At 70.7% G+C, this 19,920-nt stretch carries 16 protein-coding genes; 9 read left to right on the plus strand and 7 right to left on the minus strand.

Features of this window, described 5'->3' with window-relative positions; genetic code table 11:
- Window positions 1–56 precede the first annotated feature (56 nt).
- The 3 genes from AB0I04_RS48705 to AB0I04_RS48715 are packed head-to-tail and all read right to left on the minus strand — an operon-like array spanning window position 57 to window position 3,870.
- Complete coding sequence (locus tag AB0I04_RS48705; RefSeq protein ID WP_360901488.1) at window positions 57–1,649, minus strand: acyl-CoA synthetase; 1,593 nt, start codon at window positions 1,647–1,649, stop codon at window positions 57–59.
- 34 nt (window positions 1,650–1,683) lie between these two features.
- Window positions 1,684–2,841 (minus strand): thiolase domain-containing protein, encoded by a 1,158-nt coding sequence (locus AB0I04_RS48710; RefSeq protein WP_360901491.1) that lies wholly within the window; start codon window positions 2,839–2,841, stop codon window positions 1,684–1,686.
- Between the two features lie 3 nt (window positions 2,842–2,844).
- Window positions 2,845–3,870, minus strand: coding sequence for a thiolase domain-containing protein (locus AB0I04_RS48715; RefSeq protein WP_360901532.1), 1,026 nt, complete (start codon window positions 3,868–3,870; stop codon window positions 2,845–2,847).
- Window positions 3,871–3,962: 92 nt separating this feature from the next.
- Between AB0I04_RS48715 and AB0I04_RS48720 the strand changes: the two genes are divergently transcribed.
- Window positions 3,963–5,216, plus strand: coding sequence for a transposase (locus tag AB0I04_RS48720; protein ID WP_360901494.1), 1,254 nt, complete (start codon window positions 3,963–3,965; stop codon window positions 5,214–5,216).
- Here the strand turns inward: AB0I04_RS48720 and AB0I04_RS48725 are convergent.
- Window positions 5,207–6,151 (minus strand): OB-fold domain-containing protein, encoded by a 945-nt coding sequence (locus AB0I04_RS48725; RefSeq protein ID WP_360901497.1) that lies wholly within the window; start codon window positions 6,149–6,151, stop codon window positions 5,207–5,209. The genes AB0I04_RS48720 and AB0I04_RS48725 overlap by 10 nt on opposite strands.
- Before the next feature lie 123 nt (window positions 6,152–6,274).
- Window positions 6,275–7,825, minus strand: a complete 1,551-nt coding sequence (locus AB0I04_RS48730) for an acyl-CoA synthetase (RefSeq protein ID WP_360901500.1) — start codon at window positions 7,823–7,825, stop codon at window positions 6,275–6,277.
- Between the two features lie 172 nt (window positions 7,826–7,997).
- Here AB0I04_RS48730 and AB0I04_RS48735 point away from each other — a divergent pair, with 172 nt between their 5' ends.
- The 4 genes from AB0I04_RS48735 (at window position 7,998) to AB0I04_RS48750 (ending at window position 11,080) form a co-directional block, all read left to right on the plus strand.
- Window positions 7,998–8,810, plus strand: coding sequence for a crotonase/enoyl-CoA hydratase family protein (locus AB0I04_RS48735; RefSeq protein WP_360901503.1), 813 nt, complete (start codon window positions 7,998–8,000; stop codon window positions 8,808–8,810).
- A 136-nt stretch (window positions 8,811–8,946) separates the two neighbouring features.
- On the plus strand, window positions 8,947–10,479 hold the full coding sequence (locus tag AB0I04_RS48740) for an OmpA family protein (RefSeq protein WP_360901506.1): 1,533 nt from the start codon (window positions 8,947–8,949) through the stop codon (window positions 10,477–10,479).
- Between the two features lie 14 nt (window positions 10,480–10,493).
- Complete coding sequence (locus AB0I04_RS48745) at window positions 10,494–10,751, plus strand: hypothetical protein (RefSeq protein WP_360901509.1); 258 nt, start codon at window positions 10,494–10,496, stop codon at window positions 10,749–10,751.
- Window positions 10,748–11,080, plus strand: coding sequence for a multidrug efflux SMR transporter (locus AB0I04_RS48750; RefSeq protein WP_360901512.1), 333 nt, complete (start codon window positions 10,748–10,750; stop codon window positions 11,078–11,080). Before AB0I04_RS48745 ends, AB0I04_RS48750 begins: the two co-directional genes overlap by 4 nt.
- A 164-nt stretch (window positions 11,081–11,244) precedes the next feature.
- On the opposite strand, the gene AB0I04_RS48755 is transcribed toward AB0I04_RS48750, so the two are convergent.
- Window positions 11,245–11,679: a hypothetical protein gene (locus tag AB0I04_RS48755; protein ID WP_360901515.1), complete on the minus strand. Its 435-nt coding sequence runs from the start codon at window positions 11,677–11,679 to the stop codon at window positions 11,245–11,247.
- A gap of 97 nt (window positions 11,680–11,776) precedes the next feature.
- On the opposite strand from AB0I04_RS48755, the gene AB0I04_RS48760 reads away from it, so the two are divergent.
- Window positions 11,777–12,160, plus strand: a complete 384-nt coding sequence (locus AB0I04_RS48760; protein WP_360901518.1) for a hypothetical protein — start codon at window positions 11,777–11,779, stop codon at window positions 12,158–12,160.
- An 89-nt stretch (window positions 12,161–12,249) separates the two neighbouring features.
- The gene (gene add / locus AB0I04_RS48765; protein WP_360901521.1) at window positions 12,250–13,263 is read left to right on the plus strand and encodes an adenosine deaminase; all 1,014 of its coding nucleotides are present in this window, start codon (window positions 12,250–12,252) and stop codon (window positions 13,261–13,263) included.
- 182 nt (window positions 13,264–13,445) lie between these two features.
- Here the strand turns inward: add and AB0I04_RS48770 are convergent, their stop codons facing one another.
- Window positions 13,446–14,558 (minus strand): nitronate monooxygenase family protein, encoded by a 1,113-nt coding sequence (locus tag AB0I04_RS48770; protein ID WP_360901524.1) that lies wholly within the window; start codon window positions 14,556–14,558, stop codon window positions 13,446–13,448.
- Between the two features lie 304 nt (window positions 14,559–14,862).
- On the opposite strand from AB0I04_RS48770, the gene AB0I04_RS48775 reads away from it, so the two are divergent.
- Window positions 14,863–17,610: an AAA family ATPase gene (locus AB0I04_RS48775; protein ID WP_360901526.1), complete on the plus strand. Its 2,748-nt coding sequence runs from the start codon at window positions 14,863–14,865 to the stop codon at window positions 17,608–17,610.
- A 186-nt stretch (window positions 17,611–17,796) separates the two neighbouring features.
- Window positions 17,797–19,920: M4 family metallopeptidase (locus AB0I04_RS48780; RefSeq protein ID WP_360901529.1), on the plus strand; the 2,124-nt coding region annotated here is incomplete at its 3' end.

Raw genomic sequence — 19,920 nt, forward strand, 5'->3', positions numbered from 1 at the left:
TCGTATCCAGCACCCGGCAAGGAGGTTCCCCGGTGCGCGTCTCAGGCGCGACGGTGTCACGTGCGGGCGGCGGCCTGTTCGGCGATCTGTTTGGCCCAGCGGTAGTCGGCCTTGCCGGCGGGCGAGCGGCGCATCTCCTCGACGAAGGCGTACGTTCGCGGGACCTTGTAGCCGGACAGTACGCCGCGGCAGTGGGCGTCGAGTTCGTCGACGGTCGGGGACTGCTCGTACGGTTGGACGACGGCGGCGACGCGGCTGCCGAACCGATCGTCGGGGATGCCGGTGACCAGGGCGTCGAAGACGGCGGGGTGCCGTTTCAGCACCGCCTCGATCTCCTCGGGGAAGACCTTCTCGCCGCCGGTGTTGATGCACTGCGAGCCTCGGCCGTAGACCGCGATGGCGCCGTCGGCCTCGACGGTCGCGATGTCGCCGGTCAGCAACCAGCGCTCCCCCTCGACCTCGACGAACGTCTTCGCCGTCTTCTCCGGGTCGTTGTAGTAGCCGAAGGCGATGTGCCCGCTCTTGGCGACCTGTCCGAGCACGCCGGATCCGGGCTGGACCTCCTTCAGCGCGTCGTCCAGGACCCGTAGCCGCGCGTTGTTCGCTCGGTAGCGCATCCCCGACTCCGGGGAGGATCCGTCCACGGCGGAGGCGGTGAAGCCCGACTCTGAGGAGCCGAAGTTGTCGAGGATCGCGACGTTCGGCATGAGCTCCTGCAGGCGGTCGCGGACCGCGCCGGACAGGATCGCGCCGGTCGAGCTGAACACGGCGAGGGAGCTCAGGTCGTGCGATCCGGCGGCGAGGGCGTCGGCGAGCGGCCGGGCCATCGCGTCGCCGGTGATGTTGATGGTGAGGACCTTCTCGGCCTCGATGGCCCGCAGCACCTCGGCCGCGTCGAACCGTCGGGTGTAGACGATCGTCGCGCCCATCCACCAGCCGATGAACGTGGCCATCTGCGCCGCGCCGTGCATGAGCGGCGCGGCGGGCATCATCACCAGTGGCCCGGAGGATTGGGCGGCCTCGATCACCGACTCGGGTGTCTCGCGCGGGTCGCCGTACGGGTTGCCGCCGCCGAACGCCATGAACAGGTCCGTGCTCCGCCACATGACGCCCTTGGGCATGCCGGTCGTGCCGCCGGTGTAGATGATGTAGACGTCCTCGCCGGACCGCTTGTCGAACCCGCGCGTCGCCGGGCTCCCCGCCAGGGCGTCGGGGTAGGCGACCGCGTGCGGGGACGTGCCACCGGCGACGATCCGGTGCTGCAGCGCGGGAACCCGGGCCGCGGCGGCCGCCACGCGGTCCTCGAACTCCGCGTCGTACACCAGCGCCACGAGGTCGGCGTCGTCGTAGAGGTACTCCAGCTCGGCCTCGACGTACCGGTAGTTGACGTTGACCGGCACGGCGCGGATCTTCAGCGCGGCCAGCAGGGCCGTGACGTACTCGAGGCCGTTGTACAGCTGGATCCCGACGTGCCGCCCGGCGGTGACGCCCGCGTCCCGCAGGTGGTGCGCCAGCCGGTTCGCGTCGGCGTCCAGCTCGGCGTAGGTGCGGCGCCGCGTATCGCCTGCCGAGTCGAAAACGACGACGGCGGTCCGCTCCCCGATCGCGTCCGCGAGGCCTTCGAACAGGTCGGCGTGGTTGAACTCCATCACAACCTCCGGGGCCGGCCCGGGCCGGCGGTCTTCAGGGTTTGTCGGAGCCGACGACCCACATCGCGTAGAACTGCGCGCCGCCGCCGTACGCGTGACCGAGGGCCTTGCGCGCGCCCTCGACCTGGTGCTCGCCGGCCAGCCCGCGTACCTGCAGGGCCGCCTCGGCGAAGCGGATGAGCCCGGACGCGCCGATCGGGTTGGACGACAGCACGCCGCCCGAGGCGTTCCAGGGGATGTCGCCGTCGAGGGCGGTCGCGCCGCTCTCGGTGAGCTTCCAGCCCTCGCCCTCGCCGCAGAAGCCGAGGTTCTCGAGCCACATCGGCTCGTACCAGGAGAACGGGACGTACGTCTCGGCGCAGTCCAGTTCCCGGCGAGGGTCGGTGATGCCCGCCTGCCGGTACACGTCGGCGGCGCAGTCCTTGCCCGCCTGCGGGTTCACGGTGTCTCGGCCGGCGAAGAAGATCGGCTCGGAGCGCATGGCCGTGCCGTGCACCCAGGCGGGCGGGTTCGGGGCCCGCTTGGCCGCGTCCTCGGAGGCCAGGACCATCGCCGCAGCGCCATCACTGGACGGGCAGGTCTCCAGGTAGCGGATCGGCTCCCACAGCATCGGCGTCATCTCGACCATCTCCCGCGAGATGGTGGGGATGCGCAGGTGGGCGAAGGGGTTCTTCAGCGCGTTCTGCCGGTCCTTGACCGCGACGAGCGTGCCGATGTGGTCGGGCGCGCCGGTGCGCCGCATGTACGCGCGGATGTGCGGGGCGAAGTAGCCGCCGGCGCCCACGACGATCGTCGGGGACAGCGGCGGGTGCGTGGACAGCGCCCAGGTCGCGTTCGACTCGGACTGCTTCTCCCACGCCACGACGAGCACGCGGTCGTGCACGCCGCCCTGGACGAGGCTCGCCGCGACGTTCGCCGTCGATCCGCCGACCGACCCGGCCGTGTGCACCCGCATCATCGGCTTGCCCCGCGCGCCGAGCGCGTCCGCGAGGTACGCCTCGGGCATCATCACGCCCTCGAACAGGTCGGGCGCCTTGCCGATGACGACCGCGTCGATGTCCTTGAACGTCAGCCCGGCGTCCTCCAGGGCCCGCAGCGCCGCCTCGCGTACGAGGCCCGCGATGGACACGTCGGTGCGCTTGGTGCGGTACTTGGTCTGGCCGACGCCGATGACCGCGCAGGGGTTGCCCATCGTTCAGCCCTCCAGGACGCAGACGAGGTTGTGCTGCAGGCACGGCCCGGACGACGCGTGCCCGAGCGTGCGGCGCGCCTCGCCGCGGTGGATCCACGACGCCGCCTCGCCGACGCGGATGAGACCGGTGGCCATCACCGGGTTCGCGGCGAGCGGCCCGCCGGACGGGTTGACGCGGACGTCGTCGGCCAGGCCGATCGCCTCGCGCAGGATCAGCTCCTCGTGGCTGAACTGCGCGTGCAGCTCGGCCACCTCGACGTCCCGTACGCCCGCCTTCTCGGCCGCCAGCGCGGCCGACTCCGAACGGCTGAGATCGCGGGCACCGAGAGAGTGGGCCTCGATCCGATGGTCGATGCCGCGGATCCAGGCCGGGTTGTCGCACAGCTCGCGGGCGCGGTCCCCGGCCGCCAGCACGACCGCGGCGGCGCCGTCGGTGATCGGCGCGCAGTCGTACGGGCGCAGCGGCGCGACCTCATAGCCCTCGTCGCCCGGGTCGGGCAGGTCCAGGGCGTACGGGTTGGCGCGCCCGTCGGCCCGGGACCGGGCGGCCACGGCGCGCAGGTCGTCCTCCTTGTGCCCTGCGTCGAGGAACGCGCGGGCCTGCAGCGCGGCGAGGGACACCTGGTCGGGGCCGAGCGGCGCCAGATAGTACGGGTCGAGCTGGAGCGTCATGATTTCGCGCAGCGAGCCCTGCGAGGACTTGCCGAACCCGTACACCAGCGCGGTGTCGACGTCGCCGTGCTGCAGGCGGACCCACGCCTCGTACAGCGCCCACGCGCCGTCCATCTCGACGTGGCTCTCCGAGATCGGCGGCCAGGCCCCGACCGTGTCCAGCGCGGACACGAACGAGAACGGCGCCCCGGCGAGGTAGTCCAGCGAGCCGGAGCAGGTGAACCCGAAGCGGTTCTGCCCGGTGGTCTGCTTGACCTCGGTGATGACCGGCGCGAGCAGCTCGATCTCGGTCAGCCCGGCGTCCTCGCCGGCGTGCTTGGTCTGCGCGAAGGCGACGACCGCCACATCTGTGTTCATCATGGTCGCAGCGTGGACATTCCGGTCTTCCGACCGGTGATGCAACGCCGCCACCTCCCTCGTTTGTCGGTGGTGGTCGTTAGCGTGCAGGTGTGCGATTTCGGCTCGCTCCGACCGCCGCCCAGGAGACGGCTTTGTTGGAGCACTGTTCGCACGCCCGTTTTGTGTGGAATCTGGCCGTCGAACAACACCTGTACTGGAGACCCGGGCGAGCGAGCGCACCTGGTTATCGGGAGCAGTGCCGCCAGCTGACGGAGGCCAGGAGTGAGTCCGCCTGGTTGCGCTCTGGATCGCAGACGGTGCAGCAGCAAGCGCTGCGGGACTTCTCCCAGGCCACGAGTAACTTCTTCAACGGAACTCATCGGCGACCAACGTGGCGCAAACGAGGCCGACATGAGGGGTTCCGGATCGTCGGGCAACGAGGCAACCAGTGGGATGTACGCCGGGTCTCGCGCAAGGTGGGCCAGGTCTGGGTACCGAAGGTCGGCTGGGTCCCGTTCCGCTGGTCCCGTCCTATCCCCGTGGATGCGAAGTCTTATCGCATCACTCAAGACCGGAGTGGCCGCTGGCATGTCGCATTCGCCGTCATACCCGAAGCCATCAACCGGCCCACGACGGATGAGGCCGTCGGTATCGACCGGGGAGTGGCCGTCTCGGCAGCCTTGTCTACCGGGGAGTTGCTGTCGGCACCGGGTCTGTCCCGAAAGGAAGCTAAACGGCTGAAGAGACTGCAGCGCAAGCTCGCCCGAGCCCAGCGCGGTTCGAATCGGCGTACTCGCATCAAGTTCGCAATCGCACGGCTTAAAGCCCGTGAGACAGATCGCCGTAAGGACTGGGCCGAAAAGATTTCGACCGAACTGGCCCGCCGATTCTCGTTGGTCGGCGTGGAGGATCTGAAGATCAAAAACATGGTTCGGTCGGCGCGCGGCACGGTCGACGAACCGGGTAGAAACGTGCGGGCAAAGGCCGGGCTCAACCGTTCGATCCACGCGGCCGGTTGGGGTCTGCTGGTGACCCGCTTGGAGCAAAAGGCACCCGGCCGGGTGACCAAGGTCGATCCCGCGTTCACGTCCCAGATCTGCAACGCCTGCGGGCATCGCGCAGCGAAAAATCGTGAGAGCCAAGCGATCTTTCGCTGTCGCGCCTGTGGGCATACAGACCACGCGGATGTGAACGCGGCCAGAAACATCCGAGACATCGCCGTCGGGCGGACGGTGACTGCGCGGGGAGGCATCGGGAACGCCCAGCCTGCGAACCGCGAACCCCAACCCGTTCCGCCCCTCATATCGAGGGGCAACGGGTTGAAATCCTGCGCGCCGCCAGGCGCCGGAGGGCGTCAAAGGTAGTCCTTGATCGCGTCGAAGGGGACGTCCGGCTCGCCGGTCGGCTCGAACCACTTGACGTTCTCCATGGTCCGGCCCCACTCCTCGCGCGGCTTCCAGGCGGCCTTGACGCGCATGCCCATCCGCACCTGGTCGGCGGGAATGCCCGCCACCAGCGCGAGCAGAGAGATGTCGGCGCCGTCCAGGAGGATGTACGCCGACACGAACGGCACCTCGGGGGCGCGCGGGTCCGGGATGTTGTTCACCGCGAACGTCGTGACCGTGCCGGTGCCGGGCACCTCCACCTCCTCGGTGGTGGGCACGCCGTCGACCGGGCACAGCCCCTTCATCGGCACGTAGACCTTGCCGCACACGCCGCACCGGTGGCCGAGGAACCGGCCCTCGGAGACGCCGGTGAGGAACCTCGTCAGCGCCCGGCCCGCGTTCAGGCGGTACTCCGCCCGGCTCGTCGCCATGATCATCGTGACGTCGGGCCGGAACGACTCGATGTCCTTGATCGAGCCGGTCCGCTCGGCCCGCCATTTCGGCCGGACGCGCATCCCCGTACGAAGGGACTTCGGCGGGTCGGCGCCCGGCTCGAACACGCCCACGTCAAGAGCGTGGAGGACGGCGGTGTCGGCGCCGTCGGGCCGGACCAGCGCCCAGGCGAACGGCCGGTCCAGCGGGTGGACGGCGCGCGGGTGCGACACCCACGACCAGGACGTCACCGTGCCGCCGGGCCCGACCTCGACGTACTCGTCGGTGACCGCCTCACCGTCGGCGTCGTACTCGGCGGGCGGGAACAGCACCCCGCCGGACGCCGTGCGGACCCCGACAAGGCGGCCGTCGCGCAGCTCGGTGAGGAAGCGGCCGATCACCGGGCCCACCGACCGGGTGTACCCGCCGGGGAACTCCAGGGCGTGATCCGCGACCAGCGGCTCCGGGTCCTCTGCGCTCATGGTCGCGCTCCTCTCCTCACTCGCTCCCCGGCCGGCTCGTCCTTCACCGGCCACGTGCTTGTCTCCAGCCCCCTGTCGGGGGCCCACCCCTGGCCGCACTCGCTCGTCGACTCGCCGCTCCGGTCAGATCGCACTCTCGCGGTCCTTCCAGTACGGGTCCCGCAGCTTGCGTTTGAGGAGCTTGCCGTTGGGCTCGCGGGGCATCCGCTCGATGAAGTCGAACGACTTGGGCCACTTCATGCGGGCCAGCCGGCCGTCGAGGGAGGCGAGGATCTCCTCGGCCAGTTCGGGGCCGGGCGCCACGCCCTCGGCGGGCTCGACGACGGCCTTGATCTGCTCACCCCACTCGTCGTCCGGGATGCCGAACACGGCGACGTCGGCGACCTTGGAGTGGATGAGGATCTCGTTCTCGATCTCGGCCGGGTAGATGTTGGCGCCACCCGAGATGATCATGTCGGCCTTGCGGTCGGACAGGAACAGGAAGCCGTCCTCGGTGAGGTAGCCGATGTCGCCGACGGTGAAGTAGTCCTTGAGCTGATTGGCCTTCGTCTTCTCCGGGTCGCCCTTGTACTCGAAGGAGACGCCCGCCATCTTCATGTAGATCGTGCCGGGGGTGCCGGGCGGCACCGCGTTGCCGTCGTCGTCGACGATCAGCAGCTCGCTGATCGGCCAGGCCTTGCCGACCGTTCCCGGGTGCGCACGCCAGTCCTGGGGGCTCGCGATCGTGCCGCCGCCCTCGGTGGCCGCGTAGTACTCCCAGATGCAGTCGCCCCACCAGTCGAGCATCGCCTGCTTCAGCGGGACCGGGCAGGGCGCGGCGGCGTGGATCGCCCACCTCATCGACGAGACGTCGTATCGCTTGCGCACGTCCTCCGGCAGGGAGACGAGGCGCTTGAAGTGGGTCGGCACCATGTGCGTGTTCGTGACGCGGTACCGCTCGATGAGGCGCAGCGCCTCCTCGGCGTCCCACCGGTCCATGTAGACGAGCGTGTGGCCCATGTGCAGCGCCGACCCGCCGAACTGGGTGACCGCCGTATGGTAGTTCGGCGAGGTGACCAGGTGGGCGTTGGGCGGGCCGGGTGTGAAGCCGAAGAACGTCAGCAGGAACGTCATCAGCTCGGCGCTGTCGTCCGCGTCGATCCCGGCCAGCTTCCGGCGCACGCCCTTCGGCCGTCCCGTGGTCCCCGACGTGTAGTGCATGGTCGCGCCGTTGGTGCGGTCCTCCGGGAGCGTGTCCGGCTGCCCGGCGACCAGCTCGTCGAAGTCCCGGAAGCCCGGCACCTCACCGAACGCGAACCGCCGCCGCGGGTCGAGCCCCGCCTCGTCCGCTCCCCGCGCGCCCTCGGCCTCGTACCGCTCGTGCACGAAGAACGCCTTGGCCTCGCTGTCGGCGACGATGTAGCCGATCTCCGGGCCGGTCAGGTGCCAGTTGACCGGCGTGTAGTACCAGCCCGCCTGCAGGGCGGCGAGGTAGAGGACCAGGCCGTCGACGCCGTTGGGGACCAGGCCGCAGATGCCGTCGCCCGGCTGCAGCCCGAGGGCGCGCAGGCCGTGCACGACGCGGTTGCAGCGGGCGAGCAGATCCTCGGCGCGGTACTCGGTCCCGTCCGTGTCCACGCACGCGATCCAGTCCGGATCGGTACGCGCCAGCCGCCAAAAGCCCAACGAGCCCATCGGTTCTCCCTGTACGTCTCGGCACCGGTCGTACGGAGGTGTCCCGCACGCAGTAGATCACGTTCTCGTTTTGGTCGGCAAGACCTGTTGAGATGCGAGGAGCATCACTAGAATCCGTTCTTGTTTTGGTGTCGCGTGACGTCGTACGCGACCGCGAGCAGGGAGGACGGCAATGGCGGAACGGCTGCCCATCAGCACCCCGCACTGCACGGTCGAGCGCGACGGACACGTCGTGACCGTGACCATGAACCGGCCCGAGGCCCGCAACGCCCTCAGCACCGACATGCTCGTCGGCATGGCCGACGCGTGGGCCTACGTCTCCGATACCCGGGAGGTCCGGGTCGCCATCCTCACCGGCGCCGAGGGCCAGTTCTGCGCCGGCGCGGATCTGAAGGCCATGGGCCGGCCGTCGGAGGACGAGCGGGTACGGCAGCGCGCCACCGAGATCGAGAACTTCCACTGGAAGGGCCTGCTGCGCGACTCCCAGCCGAAGAAGCCGCTGATCAGCGCGATCGAGGGGTACGCCGTGGCCGGCGGCACCGAGCTGCTCGTCGGCACCGACATCCGCGTCGTCGCCGAGGGCGCCACGTTGGGGCTGTACGAGGCGAAGCGCGGCCTGTTCCCGATGGGCGGCAGCGCCATTCGCCTCCCCCGCCAGATCCCGTACGCCTTCGCGATGGACATCCTGCTCACCGGCCGGTCCGTCAGTCCGGAGGAGGCACTGCGGATGGGCCTGATCAACCGCATCGTCCCGGACGGCCAGGCGTTGAAGACCGCCCGCGAGATCGCCGACGAGATCGCCTCCTGCGGCCCCCTGGCCGTCCGGGCGATCCTGGAGACCTACCGTAAGACCCAGCACCTGCCGGAGGACGAGGCCCTGGCGGTCTCCGACGAGCTCGGCTGGCCGGTGATCGGCTCGAACGACGCCAAGGAAGGCGCCCGAGCGTTCAAGGAGAAACGTCCCGCCGTTTTCAGAGGCGAGTAGTCGTGGCTTCCGGAGCGAGTGGCCCTGAGCTCGGCGAGCGCGCCGAGTAGCCGACCTTCCAGCGACGGAGACGGAACCGTCCGACGCGCGCTCCCGTCACATCCTGCGACTGATACGACGTATCACCACAGATGGGATGGCGATGGGCGGCTTCAACCGCAGTGTGGGGACGGTCGCCGCGGCGGTGGCCGTGGCCGTCGTGGCGGCCGGCTGCAACGACGAGACCGGGCCGCCGGGGGCGAAGACCACTCGGGCCTCGGGCCTGGCCGTGGCACAGGCCGACGGCTCGCCCCTCCGCACCCACTACATGTCGTGGCCCGGCAAGTCGTTCAAGGTCGACCTCATGGCCCTCGACCGCATCACGCCGGCCCGCGTGGTCGCCCGCTTCCGCGTGACCGCGGGACCGGGATCGGGAGTCGGGCCGACCGCGTGGGCCGCGCCGACGCATCCCGGGGACCACGCGCCGAGCGGAGCCCTCCTGCTCGACCTGGATCACGCGACCGAGCATCCGGTGCTGCGCACGCAGGCCGGCGGCTGCCTGTGCACGGAGTTGACCGACGTCCAGGCCGGACGGCCCGTCGACGTGGACGCCGCCTTCGACGTCCCGCCGGGCAGCGGCACCGCGCTGACGGTGGTGTTCCCCAACACGCCGCCCTTCCTCCGCGTCCCCGTCACCGCGCACGCCCCGTACCTGCTCCACCAGCGGCAGGGCGACACCGCCCTGAACCCGCTGACGACGCCCACCGCCGCCCCGGAGACCTACCCGCTCATCAACACGGTCCGGCACGGCGACGAGACCGACGCGACCGGCGGCGGCAAGACGAGCATCCGCCTGTCCGCCGACGTCGTGTTCGCGACGAACAAGGCGACGCTGACCTCGAAGGCACAGACTCTGCTCAAGCAGGTCGCCAACAAGATCGAGACATCGCCCGGCAAGACCGTCGCGGTCGACGGCTACGCGGACAACACCGGAACCGACGCGGTCAACCGCCCGCTCTCACAGAAGCGCGCGGAGAACGTCCGGGCCGCACTGCGGAAGCTCGTGAAACGCCAGGGCATCCAGTACTCGGCCACGGGCCACGGATCGGCCGACCCGATCGCGGACAACGGCAAGGCCGAGGGCCGCGCTCTGAACCGCCGGGTGAGCGTCACCTTCGCGGCGCAGGCGGAGCCACGACAGGACAACCGGCCGGTGCCCACCGCGAGCGCCGACCCGGCCGGGCAATCCGACCCGCGACCGGTCGTCCTGGTGCACGCGACCAAGTCACCGATCCCGCTGCTGCCGTGGCCGAAGTCGATGACCTTCGCCGTCACCGGCCTCATGCGCGAGCCGAACGGCTTCGCGGTGCTCACGTGGACACTCCACAACGTCAACAAGCACCCGATCCCGACCGCGTTCGCCACGAACCTGGCCGACATCTTCCGTAACCCCGGACCGGGCCGGATCACGCTGACCGCCGGCCCGTACGAGTACAAGAACGTCACGGACAGCAGGCAACAGGCGATCTTCCCTGGCTACTCCATTCGCCAGGGCGGCTTCACCGTACGCGGCCAGGGCACCCTCATCGGCTGGAACCTCTTCCGGCTCCCGCTGGGGTGGCGCGGCGCGACCGTGAGCGTCCCCGGCTTCCCGACGCTGAACAACGTCCCGGTGCAACAGGCTCCGTAGAGCACGATCCCCCGGTGCCCACTGCGAGGTGGGCACCGGGGCTCGCCGGGCTGTCCGGAGGACCGGAGGTGCTGGCCGCGCTACGGCGGTACTACGAGACCTGGCAGCGCCGGCTCGCCGACGACGGACTCGACCCGGCCACGGCCACCCTCGTCCGCCTCGCCGTCGACGGCTGGTGGATGGCACGGCTGCTGAACCTGGCACCGCCCGCCGATGACCTCCACCGCGAGATCCGGGCGCGACTGACGGCGATGATCGAGGAGGGCGCATGATGCCGTACCTGCTGCTGGGAATCGCGATCGTCGCGGAGGTCGCCGCGACGCTGTCACTGCGCGCCTCCGAAAGCTTCTCGCGCCTCGGGCCGTCGGTGATCGTGGTGGCCGGCTACCTCATCTCCTTCGTCCTGCTGGCCAAGGTGCTGACCCGGCTGCACGTCGGGCCGGTGTACGCGATCTGGTCCGCGCTGGGCACGGTGGGCGCGTTCGTAGGCGGAGTGCTGCTGTTCGACGAGCGGGTCCGGCCGGCCACGGTCATCGGAGCGGCGATCGTCGTCGCCGGAGTCATCGTGATGAACCTCGGCGGCGGAGCGAGCCACGGATGAACCGCCTCCTGGCCGCCACGAAGATCGCCATGCTGCTCACCGATTTCTGTTGACGCTTCGCAGTGGACGAGGCACACTAAGCGACAAGGTCGCCGCTTTGCGGAGCGGTTGGAAGTGGGCCCGGGAAGTTCCCGCTGGACGGTGGGGTCCCGGGCTTGCGTCTTTCATGGAGCGATCAGAAAGATCGTCGTCACGGGTGCTGTCTGCTCGACGTACGAGCCATTCCCACATCTCGCGGCAACCACCGAGCCAGCGATCACGTCCGGAATCCATAGCAGGGGCTCTTCCGGGCCAGGGGCATGATGCACCCACACATCGCAGACAAAGCCGTCGCGGGCACGAAGCACATCGATCAGGTGCATGTCCTTGCGATTCTGTTTCGGCGCTCGCGCCTCCAGCGTCACCTGACCGACGCCCATCCCCGCGAGTTCAAGGATTAGGCGCTCCATACATTTACGACGCCGGCGCTCCGAGGGTTCACTCGGATGACAGGACCGCACGACGACGACATGAAGTACCTCAATGCGGGCAATCGTGTCGACCAGCAGGCGAACGGACCTTCGATTCGGCTGCTCAACATGCCAGGTCACGCCGGTCAACGCAGGTGATTACATAAAGTGACCGTTTAATGGCTTTTCTTGGAGGGACAACCTCGTCGAAACGGTTCTCGGGGGCCTTCTGGAGGAGGCATCACAGATGGCCACGCAGATATGGCGGCGTTGGCGGCGGCCGGCGGCGGAGACCACCGCCCCGGCGGTGAGCGACACCCGGCGACGACGGTGGAACACCACGCGGATCCGGCGGATGCAGCGGCACGACGGGCTCAGCGCGTTCGTGTGGCTGGTGGCGTGGACGGTCACGCTCGTCCTGCTCTTCGGCATCGCGCTCACGTGGGGCGGCGCCAACCCGCACAACAACATCGTCCATGCGGTGCTGCGGGTCGGCACCTGGCTGTCGACCCCGTTCCACGACGTGTTCCGCAACGCGGACGCTCGTAAGGAGCTGACGGAGAACTGGTTGTTCGCCGCCGGTGTCTACGTCGTCGTCGGCCGCGTCCTCGCCTGGCTCCTCCGCTGGTGAGACCCTCGATGGCGAAATCTGACGGATATGTGTCAGCTTTGGCCAAAATCACTGGCTTGCGGTGATCCGACGCTGTTAGCTTCCCGGCCATGACCGTCACAGATGACTTCATCAACGCGTTGCCCAAGGTCGAACTTCACGTTCATCTGGTCGGTTCCGCGTCCGTGCCCACTGTGCTCGAACTGGCCCGGCGGCACACCGGGCACCGGGTGCCGACCGACGAGGCGGCCCTGCGGGATTTCTTTGAGTTCCGCGACTTCCCGCACTTCGCCGAGGTCTACTTCGCGGTCAACGGCCTCGTGCGGGAGCCGGAGGACGTCGCGACGCTGGTCACCGGTGTAGCCCGGGACCTGGCGGCACAGAACGTCCGCTACGTGGAGCTGACCGTCACGCCGTACTCCCACGTGTCGGTCGGCATGACGAGGCCGGCGGTGACCGAGGCCCTCGACATCGCCGCCCGGGAGGTCGCGGACCGGATCGAGGTCGCCTATGTCTTCGACATCCCCGGCGAGTTCGGGGACGACGCGGACCGCGCCACCCTCGACCACGCGCTGAACCACCCGCCGGAGAAGCTGGTCGGCTTCGGCATCGGCGGCGTCGAGCAGGACCGCCTCTCGCACCAGCAGTCGATCCGGGACGCGTTCCGCGCCGCGGTCGCGGCGGAGCTGCACAGCGTGCCGCACGCCGGGGAGATGACCGGGCCGGAGACGATCTGGGAGGCGATCCGGGAGCTGAAGGCGGAGCGGATCGGGCACGGGATCAGCTGTCTCGACGACCCGGAGCTCGTCGCGTACCTGCGGGAGACGCAGCTGCCGCTGGAGGTGTGCCCGACCTCGAACGTCTGCACCAAGCAGGTGCCGGACATCGCCGCGCACCCGCTCCCCCGGATGCTCGCCGAGGGCCTGTACGTGACGCTGAACAGCGACGACCCGCCGATGTTCGGCACGACGCTGACCAACGAGTACCGCGTCGCGGCGCGGGACCTGGGGCTCGGCCGCAAGGAGCTCGCCGACCTGGCCCGCAACGGCGTCCGCGCCTCCTTCCTGGACGAGGACCGCAAGCGGGCCATCCTCGCCGAGATCGACGCGGTCGAGCCGGCCTGAGAATCCGCCACCCGCGCGAGGAGCCGGCCTGAGCCCCGCGCGAGGAGCCGGCCTGAGCCCCGCGCGAGGAGCCGGCCTGAGCCCCGCGCGAGGAGCCGGCCTGAGCCCGCAGGAAAATCCCAGCGCCACACGGAGATCCGGCGCGCGGACGGCCGGACCCGTTCGCGCGCCGGAGGTTCCGCTCAGGACTCGGTGAGGGTGTTCAGGCGCTCCATCGTCTCGACGTACTCCTCGATGAGGTCGTAGATGACCTGGGAGGCGGTCTTGACCTGGTTCATCGAGCCGACGATCTGGCCGACGGGGAAGGTCGTCAGCTCGCCCGCGCCGGCGCGGTTGATCCGGCGGAGGGCGTCGGAGATGAGCATGAACTGCATGGGCATCGGCAGGGTGCCGGGTGACTCGGGGGACTCCCACGCGTCGGTCCAGGCGGTCTTGAGCATCCGGGCGGGCTTGCCGGTCCAGGACCGGGAGCGCACGGTGTCGCGGGAGGTCGCGGCGAGGAGCCTGTCGCGGGAGGCCTCGGGGGTGTCGGCCTCGTCGACGGTGAGCCAGATCGAGCCGGTCCACGCGCCTTCGGCGCCGAGCGCGAGCCCGGCGGCGAGCTGACGGCCGCGGCCGATGCCGCCCGCGGCGAGCACGATTGTCTCCGGGCCGACCGCGTCGACGACCTCGGGGATGAGGACCATCGTGGAGACGTCGCCGGTGTGGCCGCCGGCCTCGGTGCCCTGGGCGACGATGATGTCGACGCCGACCTCGACCTGTTTGCGGGCGTGGCGGGCGTTGCTGGCCAGGCCCGCGACCTTCACGCCGTGCTGGTGCGCCTGCTCGACGACGTCCGCCGGGGGCGGGCCGAGCGCGTTGGCCAGGAGGGCGATGGGGTGCTTGAGCGCCACCTCGACCTGGGGTCGGGCGGTGGCGTCGGTCCAGCCGAGGAGGTAGTGGCCGGCGCCCTCCTCGGTGAGGGGGTCGACGCCGTGACGCTCCAGCAGGTCGTTGACGAACTTCCGATGACCCTCGGGGATCATGGCCTGGAGCTTGCCGAGCAGCTCACCGGCGTCGCCGAGGTCCGCGCCTTCGTACTTGGCGGGCATGACGACGTCGACTCCGTACGGCTTGCCGCCGACGTGGTCGTCGATCCAGTTGAGCTCGGTCTCCAGCTGTTCGGGCGTGAAGTAGAGCGCGCCGAGGACGCCCATGCCGCCGGCGCGGCTGACCGCGGCGACGACGTCGCGGCAGTGGCTGAAAGCGAAGATCGGATACTCGATGCCGAAGAGTTCTGTTACCCGTGTCCGCACAGTCCCGACCATAAGAGCCGAACCACGAAACTGCAACACGTTCTAGTTCACTTTCTCACTCGTCTCACCGGCTCGTACCCGGCCGAAGCTGGAACCTGTAGCAGCCACTCCTCCCCGAAAGACCGAACTGGGGGTGTTGACTGCCGTATGACCGATTGTTAGCTTGCCCGCTCGGGGCTCTCACGCTGGGAGCGGCGCCCGGAGGCCAGCGCGGATGACCGATCCGTACGGATCAGCCAAGGGAACGGCCGCCCCGCCGGTGTCGGCACGGCCGCCGGTCGGGGAACCGTGGCCGCCTGCCCTCGTGGACCGGAAACCTCTCCTGGCCCGCGCCCGCGACCACCTCACCGCCGGGGGCAGCGTCGTCCTGACCGGTCCGACCGGGATCGGCAAGTCGACCCTGCTGACCACACTCGTCGTCGAGTTCACCGACCACCGGGTGCTGCGCTGCTCACTGTCGGAGACCGAACGGCACCTGCCCTTCCTCGGCCTGATCGATCTGCTGGCCGAGACCGGCGACGACCTCCTCGAGTCGCTCCCGAAGCACCAGCGCGCCGTACTGGAGTCGGCCCTGCTGCGCGGTGACGACCCGGTCGGCGAGCGCGACGTCCTCGGCCTGCGCGTCGCCGTGCTCGCGGCCTTCCGCAACCTCTGCGCCGCCGGGCCGGTGCTCCTCGTCGTCGATGACGCGCAGTGGCTGGACGCGCCGAGCGCGGAGCTGCTGGCGTTCATCGCCCGGCGGGCCGGCGGGCTCCCGCTGCGGGCGCTCGCGGGCCTGCGCACGAGCCCCGGCGACCCGCAGGACCCGCTGGAACTGTGCCCGCCGCCCGCGCTGACGCTGCCCGTACCCCCGATGACCGTCGCGGAGGTCGGCGGGCTGCTCGGCGGCCTCGGGCTGCCGCGCGCCGTTCTGGCAAAGGTGCACCGGGCCAGCGACGGCAACCCGTTCTTCGCCCTTGAGCTGGGCCGCGCCCTGGCCGACCACGGCGAACCGCTGGACCCGGCGGCGCCGCTGCCGGTACCCGACGGACTGCGCACGCTCATGCTGGGACGCCTGTTCGCCCTGTCCTCCGGCGCGCGGCACACGCTGCTCATCGCCTGTGCGGCGGCCCGGCCGACACTGGCCCTGCTGCGTGCCGCGGGCCGCCCCGAGGCGGCCGCGGACATCGCCGAGGCGCTGCACGCCGGCATCGTCGCGCCCGGCGAGGTGGTCCGGTTCACGCACCCGCTGCTGTCGGCGGTGCTGTACGCCGAGTCGCCCGAGCGGGACCGGCTCGCCGCCCACGCCGCTCTCGCCGACGCGGTCACCGATCCGGTCGAGCGCGCGCGTCATCTCGCGGCGGTCGCCCCGGGACGGGACGCGCAGGTCGCCGAGACGCTGAGCGAGGCCGCCACCGCCGCCCGCCGGCGCGGGGCCCGCGCCGCCGCCGCGCAGCTCGGCCTGCTGTCCGCCGAGCGCACCACCAAGCCGGAGGCCGAACCGGAGCTGCGGCTCACCGCCGCCGAGGACGCCCTCGCCGCCGGGGAGTTCGCGATGGCACGGGGCATCGCGGAGGACGTCCTGGCGGAGGCGGCCCTGCCGGCCGAGCGGGTGCGGGCGTGGATCGTGCTGCTGGACTCCTGCGGGCAGGCCCTCGCCGAGCTCGACGACGTGTTCCCGCGCGCGCTCGCCGACGCGCGCGACGACCCGGCGCTGCTCGCCCCGCTGCACTACCGTCTGGCCTGGCGGGCCTGGCTCGTCAAGGGCTCGGCGCCGCGCGCCCGCCAGGAGGCGGCGACGGCCGCGCGCCTGGCGGCGGACGCGGGCGACCGCAACACCGAGCTGCTGGCCCTGACCAGCCAGGCCCTCGCGGAGTTCCACATCGGGTCGCCGGAGGCGGAGCGGACCATGGCGCGGGCGCTGGCCGGACCCCAGGATCCGGCGATCAGGCTCGGCCACAACGGCCCCGTCTACCTGCGGTACCGGCATCATCTGCTGCACGACCGGCTGGAGGAGGCACGCGGCGAACTGCGCTCGCTCACCTACGCGGTGCGCCAGCGCGGCGCGGTGGAGAGCCTGTTCATGTGCCTGTACGGGTCGGCTCAGGTCGAGATGGCGCGCGGCCGCTGCGACCGCGCCCTGGACCTGGCCTACCAGTGCCTGCGGCTGGCCGAGGACAGCGAGCTCAGCCAGGGACCCGCCTGGTGCGCCGTGGCGTTCGCGGAGGCGGCGGGCGGCTCGCTCGATCGCGGCCTGGCCGCCGCCGAACGCGGCGTCGGGCACAGCGAGGACGACGGCGACCTGCTGTTCCTACCGACGACGCTGCACGCCCTCGGGCACATCCGGCTGCTGCGCGGCGACGCGACCGGAGCGGTCGACGCCCTCCGCCGGGTGCGCCGCCTGGAGGCCGCGCAGGGGCTGGCCGAGCCCGCCCTGCGGCGCTGGCACGCCGACCTCGCCGAGGCCCTGACCGCGATCGGGGCGATCGCGGAGGCCGAGGATCTGATCGAGGAGACCAGGCGGGACGCCGTACGGCTCGGCCGGCGGAGCGTCCTGGCCACCCTGGACCGGGCCGCCGCCGTCGTCACGGCGGCGCGAGGCGACGTCGAGGTGGCGCTCCACTGCATGGAACGGGCCGTCGCCGCCCTCACCGCGCTGCCCTATCCCATCGAGGAGGGCCGGGCCCGGCTGGAGCTCGGCCGCCTGTACCTGCGCGCCGGGAACGCGGCCGCCGCGCGGGAGGCGTTGCACGGCGCACGGCGGGTGCTGCTGCGTGCCAAGGCCGCGCCGTGGATCGCCGCGGTCACCTCGGAGCTGGACCGGATCGACCTGGGCACTCCGCCCGCGACCGGGGACGGCGATCCGCTGCGGGCGCTGTCGGGCATGGAGCGCCGGGTCGCGACGCTGGTCGCCGAGGGCGCGACGAACCGGGAGATCGCCGCCCGGCTGTTCGTGAGCATCAAGACGGTCGAGGCCGCGCTCACCAGGTCGTACCGCAAGTTGGGGGTGCGCTCCCGAGTCGGACTGACCCGAATCATCGCCGTGCCGCGTCCGGAGGACCGGACGGCGTAGGGATTTCCCTATCCCTCCGTTGAGGGGCTTTTCAGCGTTCGTTCGGATACGGACACTCTGCCCAAGGTCCCCCGGACCCGGGAGGCCGATCCACGGTCCCCCGACCCCGGGAGACCGAGCCCCTGTCCCTTCCGCCTGCCCGCGATGGCGCGGGCCCACCCCCTTTGGCGAAAGGATTCTCCGCCAATGTCCAAACGACGCATCGCGACGGTGTCGGCCACGGCCGTCCTCGCCGTCGCGGGCGGACTGCTGTCGGCGCCCGTCGCCGGCGCCGCCCCGTCCCAGCTTCCCGCCAAATCCCCTGCCAAACCGCAGCCTGCCGGGCACTCGGCGTTCACGAAGAACGACTTCACCCTGAACCCGTCCCCCAGCACCCGCAAGCAGGTCGTCGCCGAGGCCCGCAAGGCCCTCGCCGCGCACCCGGGCACCGCCCACGTGAAGTCGGGTGACGCCTTCACGCCGCGCACGGTCGTGGTCGCCAAGAACGGCGCCGCCGATGTCCGCTTCGACCGGACGTTCCAGGGCCTGCCGGTCTACGGCGGCGACCTCATCGTCCACCTCAAGCCCGGCGGGGCCTACCGCGGGCTGAACACCGCCACCCCGGCCGCGGCCGTGTCGACGACGCCCCACGTCGCCGCCGCCTCCGCCGCGCGTACGTCGCGCGGGCAGCTGGCGGGCACGGTCTCCAAGGTCGGCACGCCGCACCTCGCGGTGTGGGCCACGGGCCGGTCCTCCCAGCTGGTCTGGGAGACCGTCGTACGCGGCGTGCGCGCCGACCGTACGCCGAGCGTGCTGCACGTGCTGGTGGACGCGGTCAAAGGCAAGGTCGTCACCAAGCGGGACGAGATCGACACCTTCCTGTCGCCGGCCCAGCAGCGCGCCGCCGAAGCCCACGCGAAGGCCGCGCCGAACGGCGGCGTCTCGGCTCTCACCGCCGGCACCGGAAACTCGATCTACAGCGGCACCGTGCCGATCGACCTCACCCAGTCCGGCAGCACGTGGTCGATGAAGGACCCCTCGCACGGCAACGGGTACACCACGAATCTGAACCACGCGACGAGCGGCACCGGGACGACCTTCAGCAACTCCACCGGGACGTTCGGCAACGGCACGAACAGCGACGCGGCCTCGGCCGGCGTCGACGCGCACTACGGCGCGGCGGAGACGTTCGACTACTACAAGAACGTCCAGGGCCGTAACGGCATCTTCGGCGACGGCAACGGCGTGCCCTCGCGGACCCACTACGGGAACGCCTACGTCAACGCCTTCTGGGACGGCGCCCAGATGACGTACGGCGACGGCTCCGGCAACTCCCGTCCCCTCGTCGAGATCGACGTCGCCGGCCACGAGATGAGCCACGGCGTCAGCGGCGCTCTCACCGGTTGGGACGAGACCGGCGAGACCGGCGGCATGAACGAGGGCACCAGCGACATCTTCGGCACCATGGTGGAGTTCTACGCGAACAACGCCAAGGACACGCCCGACTACACGATGGGCGAGCTGATCAACATCAACGGCGACAACAAGCCGCTGCGCTACATGTACCAGCCCTCGCTCGACGGCGCCTCGCCGGACTGCTACACGAGCAGCAACGGCTCGCTGGACCCGCACTACTCGCTCGGCCCACTGAGCCACTGGTTCTTCCTGCTGGCCGTCGGCAGCGGTAACCACGGGTACGGCAACAGCCCGACGTGCAACAGCTCGACCGTCACCGGCATCGGCAACGACAAGGCCGGCAAGATCTGGTACAAGGCGCTCGCGTCGTACGCCAACAGCAGCGAGAACTACGCCCAGGCCCGCACCGACTCGCTGAAGGCCGCCGCGGACCTGTACGGCACGCACTGCACCGAGTACAACACCGTGAACGCCGCCTGGGCGGCGGTCAGCGTCACCGGCAGCGACCCGGTCCCCGGCACCTGCCCCGGCCAGCCCGGCGCCCCGACGGTGACCAACCCCGGCAACCAGACCAGCACGGTCGGCACCGCGGCCAGCCTGCAGATCCAGGCCAGTGACCCGAACGGTCAGACGCTGACCTACAGCGCGACGGGCCTGCCCGCCGGGCTGTCGATCAACTCCTCGACCGGCCTGATCTCCGGCACGCCCACCACCGCGGGGACCTCCTCGGTCACCGTGACGGCGAAGAACACCTCCAACCTGACCGGCACCACGTCGTTCACGTGGACGGTGAACTCGGTCGGCGGCGGCTGCTCCTCCTCGGGTAACAAGGTGAGCAACGGTGGCTTCGAGTCCGGCACCACGCCGTGGACGACGACCTCCGGCGTCGTCTCCTCCAACGGCAACGGCGAGACC

The organism is Actinoallomurus sp. NPDC050550, from assembly GCF_040655075.1.
Taxonomy (GTDB): domain Bacteria; phylum Actinomycetota; class Actinomycetes; order Streptosporangiales; family Streptosporangiaceae; genus Actinoallomurus.

What these genes read in the sequence shown, in the direction of transcription:
- AB0I04_RS48705 (WP_360901488.1), bottom strand. Translation starts at nt 1,649, where the DNA reads ATGGAGTTCAACCACGCCGACCTGTTCGAAGGCCTCGCGGACGCGATC.
- AB0I04_RS48710 (WP_360901491.1), bottom strand. Translation starts at nt 2,841, where the DNA reads ATGGGCAACCCCTGCGCGGTCATCGGCGTCGGCCAGACCAAGTACCGC.
- AB0I04_RS48715 (WP_360901532.1), bottom strand. Translation starts at nt 3,870, where the DNA reads ATGAACACAGATGTGGCGGTCGTCGCCTTCGCGCAGACCAAGCACGCC.
- AB0I04_RS48725 (WP_360901497.1), bottom strand. Translation starts at nt 6,151, where the DNA reads ATGAGCGCAGAGGACCCGGAGCCGCTGGTCGCGGATCACGCCCTGGAG.
- AB0I04_RS48730 (WP_360901500.1), bottom strand. Translation starts at nt 7,825, where the DNA reads ATGGGCTCGTTGGGCTTTTGGCGGCTGGCGCGTACCGATCCGGACTGG.
- AB0I04_RS48735 (WP_360901503.1), top strand. Translation starts at nt 7,998, where the DNA reads ATGGCGGAACGGCTGCCCATCAGCACCCCGCACTGCACGGTCGAGCGC.
- AB0I04_RS48740 (WP_360901506.1), top strand. Translation starts at nt 8,947, where the DNA reads ATGGCGATGGGCGGCTTCAACCGCAGTGTGGGGACGGTCGCCGCGGCG.
- AB0I04_RS48750 (WP_360901512.1), top strand. Translation starts at nt 10,748, where the DNA reads ATGATGCCGTACCTGCTGCTGGGAATCGCGATCGTCGCGGAGGTCGCC.
- AB0I04_RS48760 (WP_360901518.1), top strand. Translation starts at nt 11,777, where the DNA reads ATGGCCACGCAGATATGGCGGCGTTGGCGGCGGCCGGCGGCGGAGACC.
- add (WP_360901521.1), top strand. Translation starts at nt 12,250, where the DNA reads ATGACCGTCACAGATGACTTCATCAACGCGTTGCCCAAGGTCGAACTT.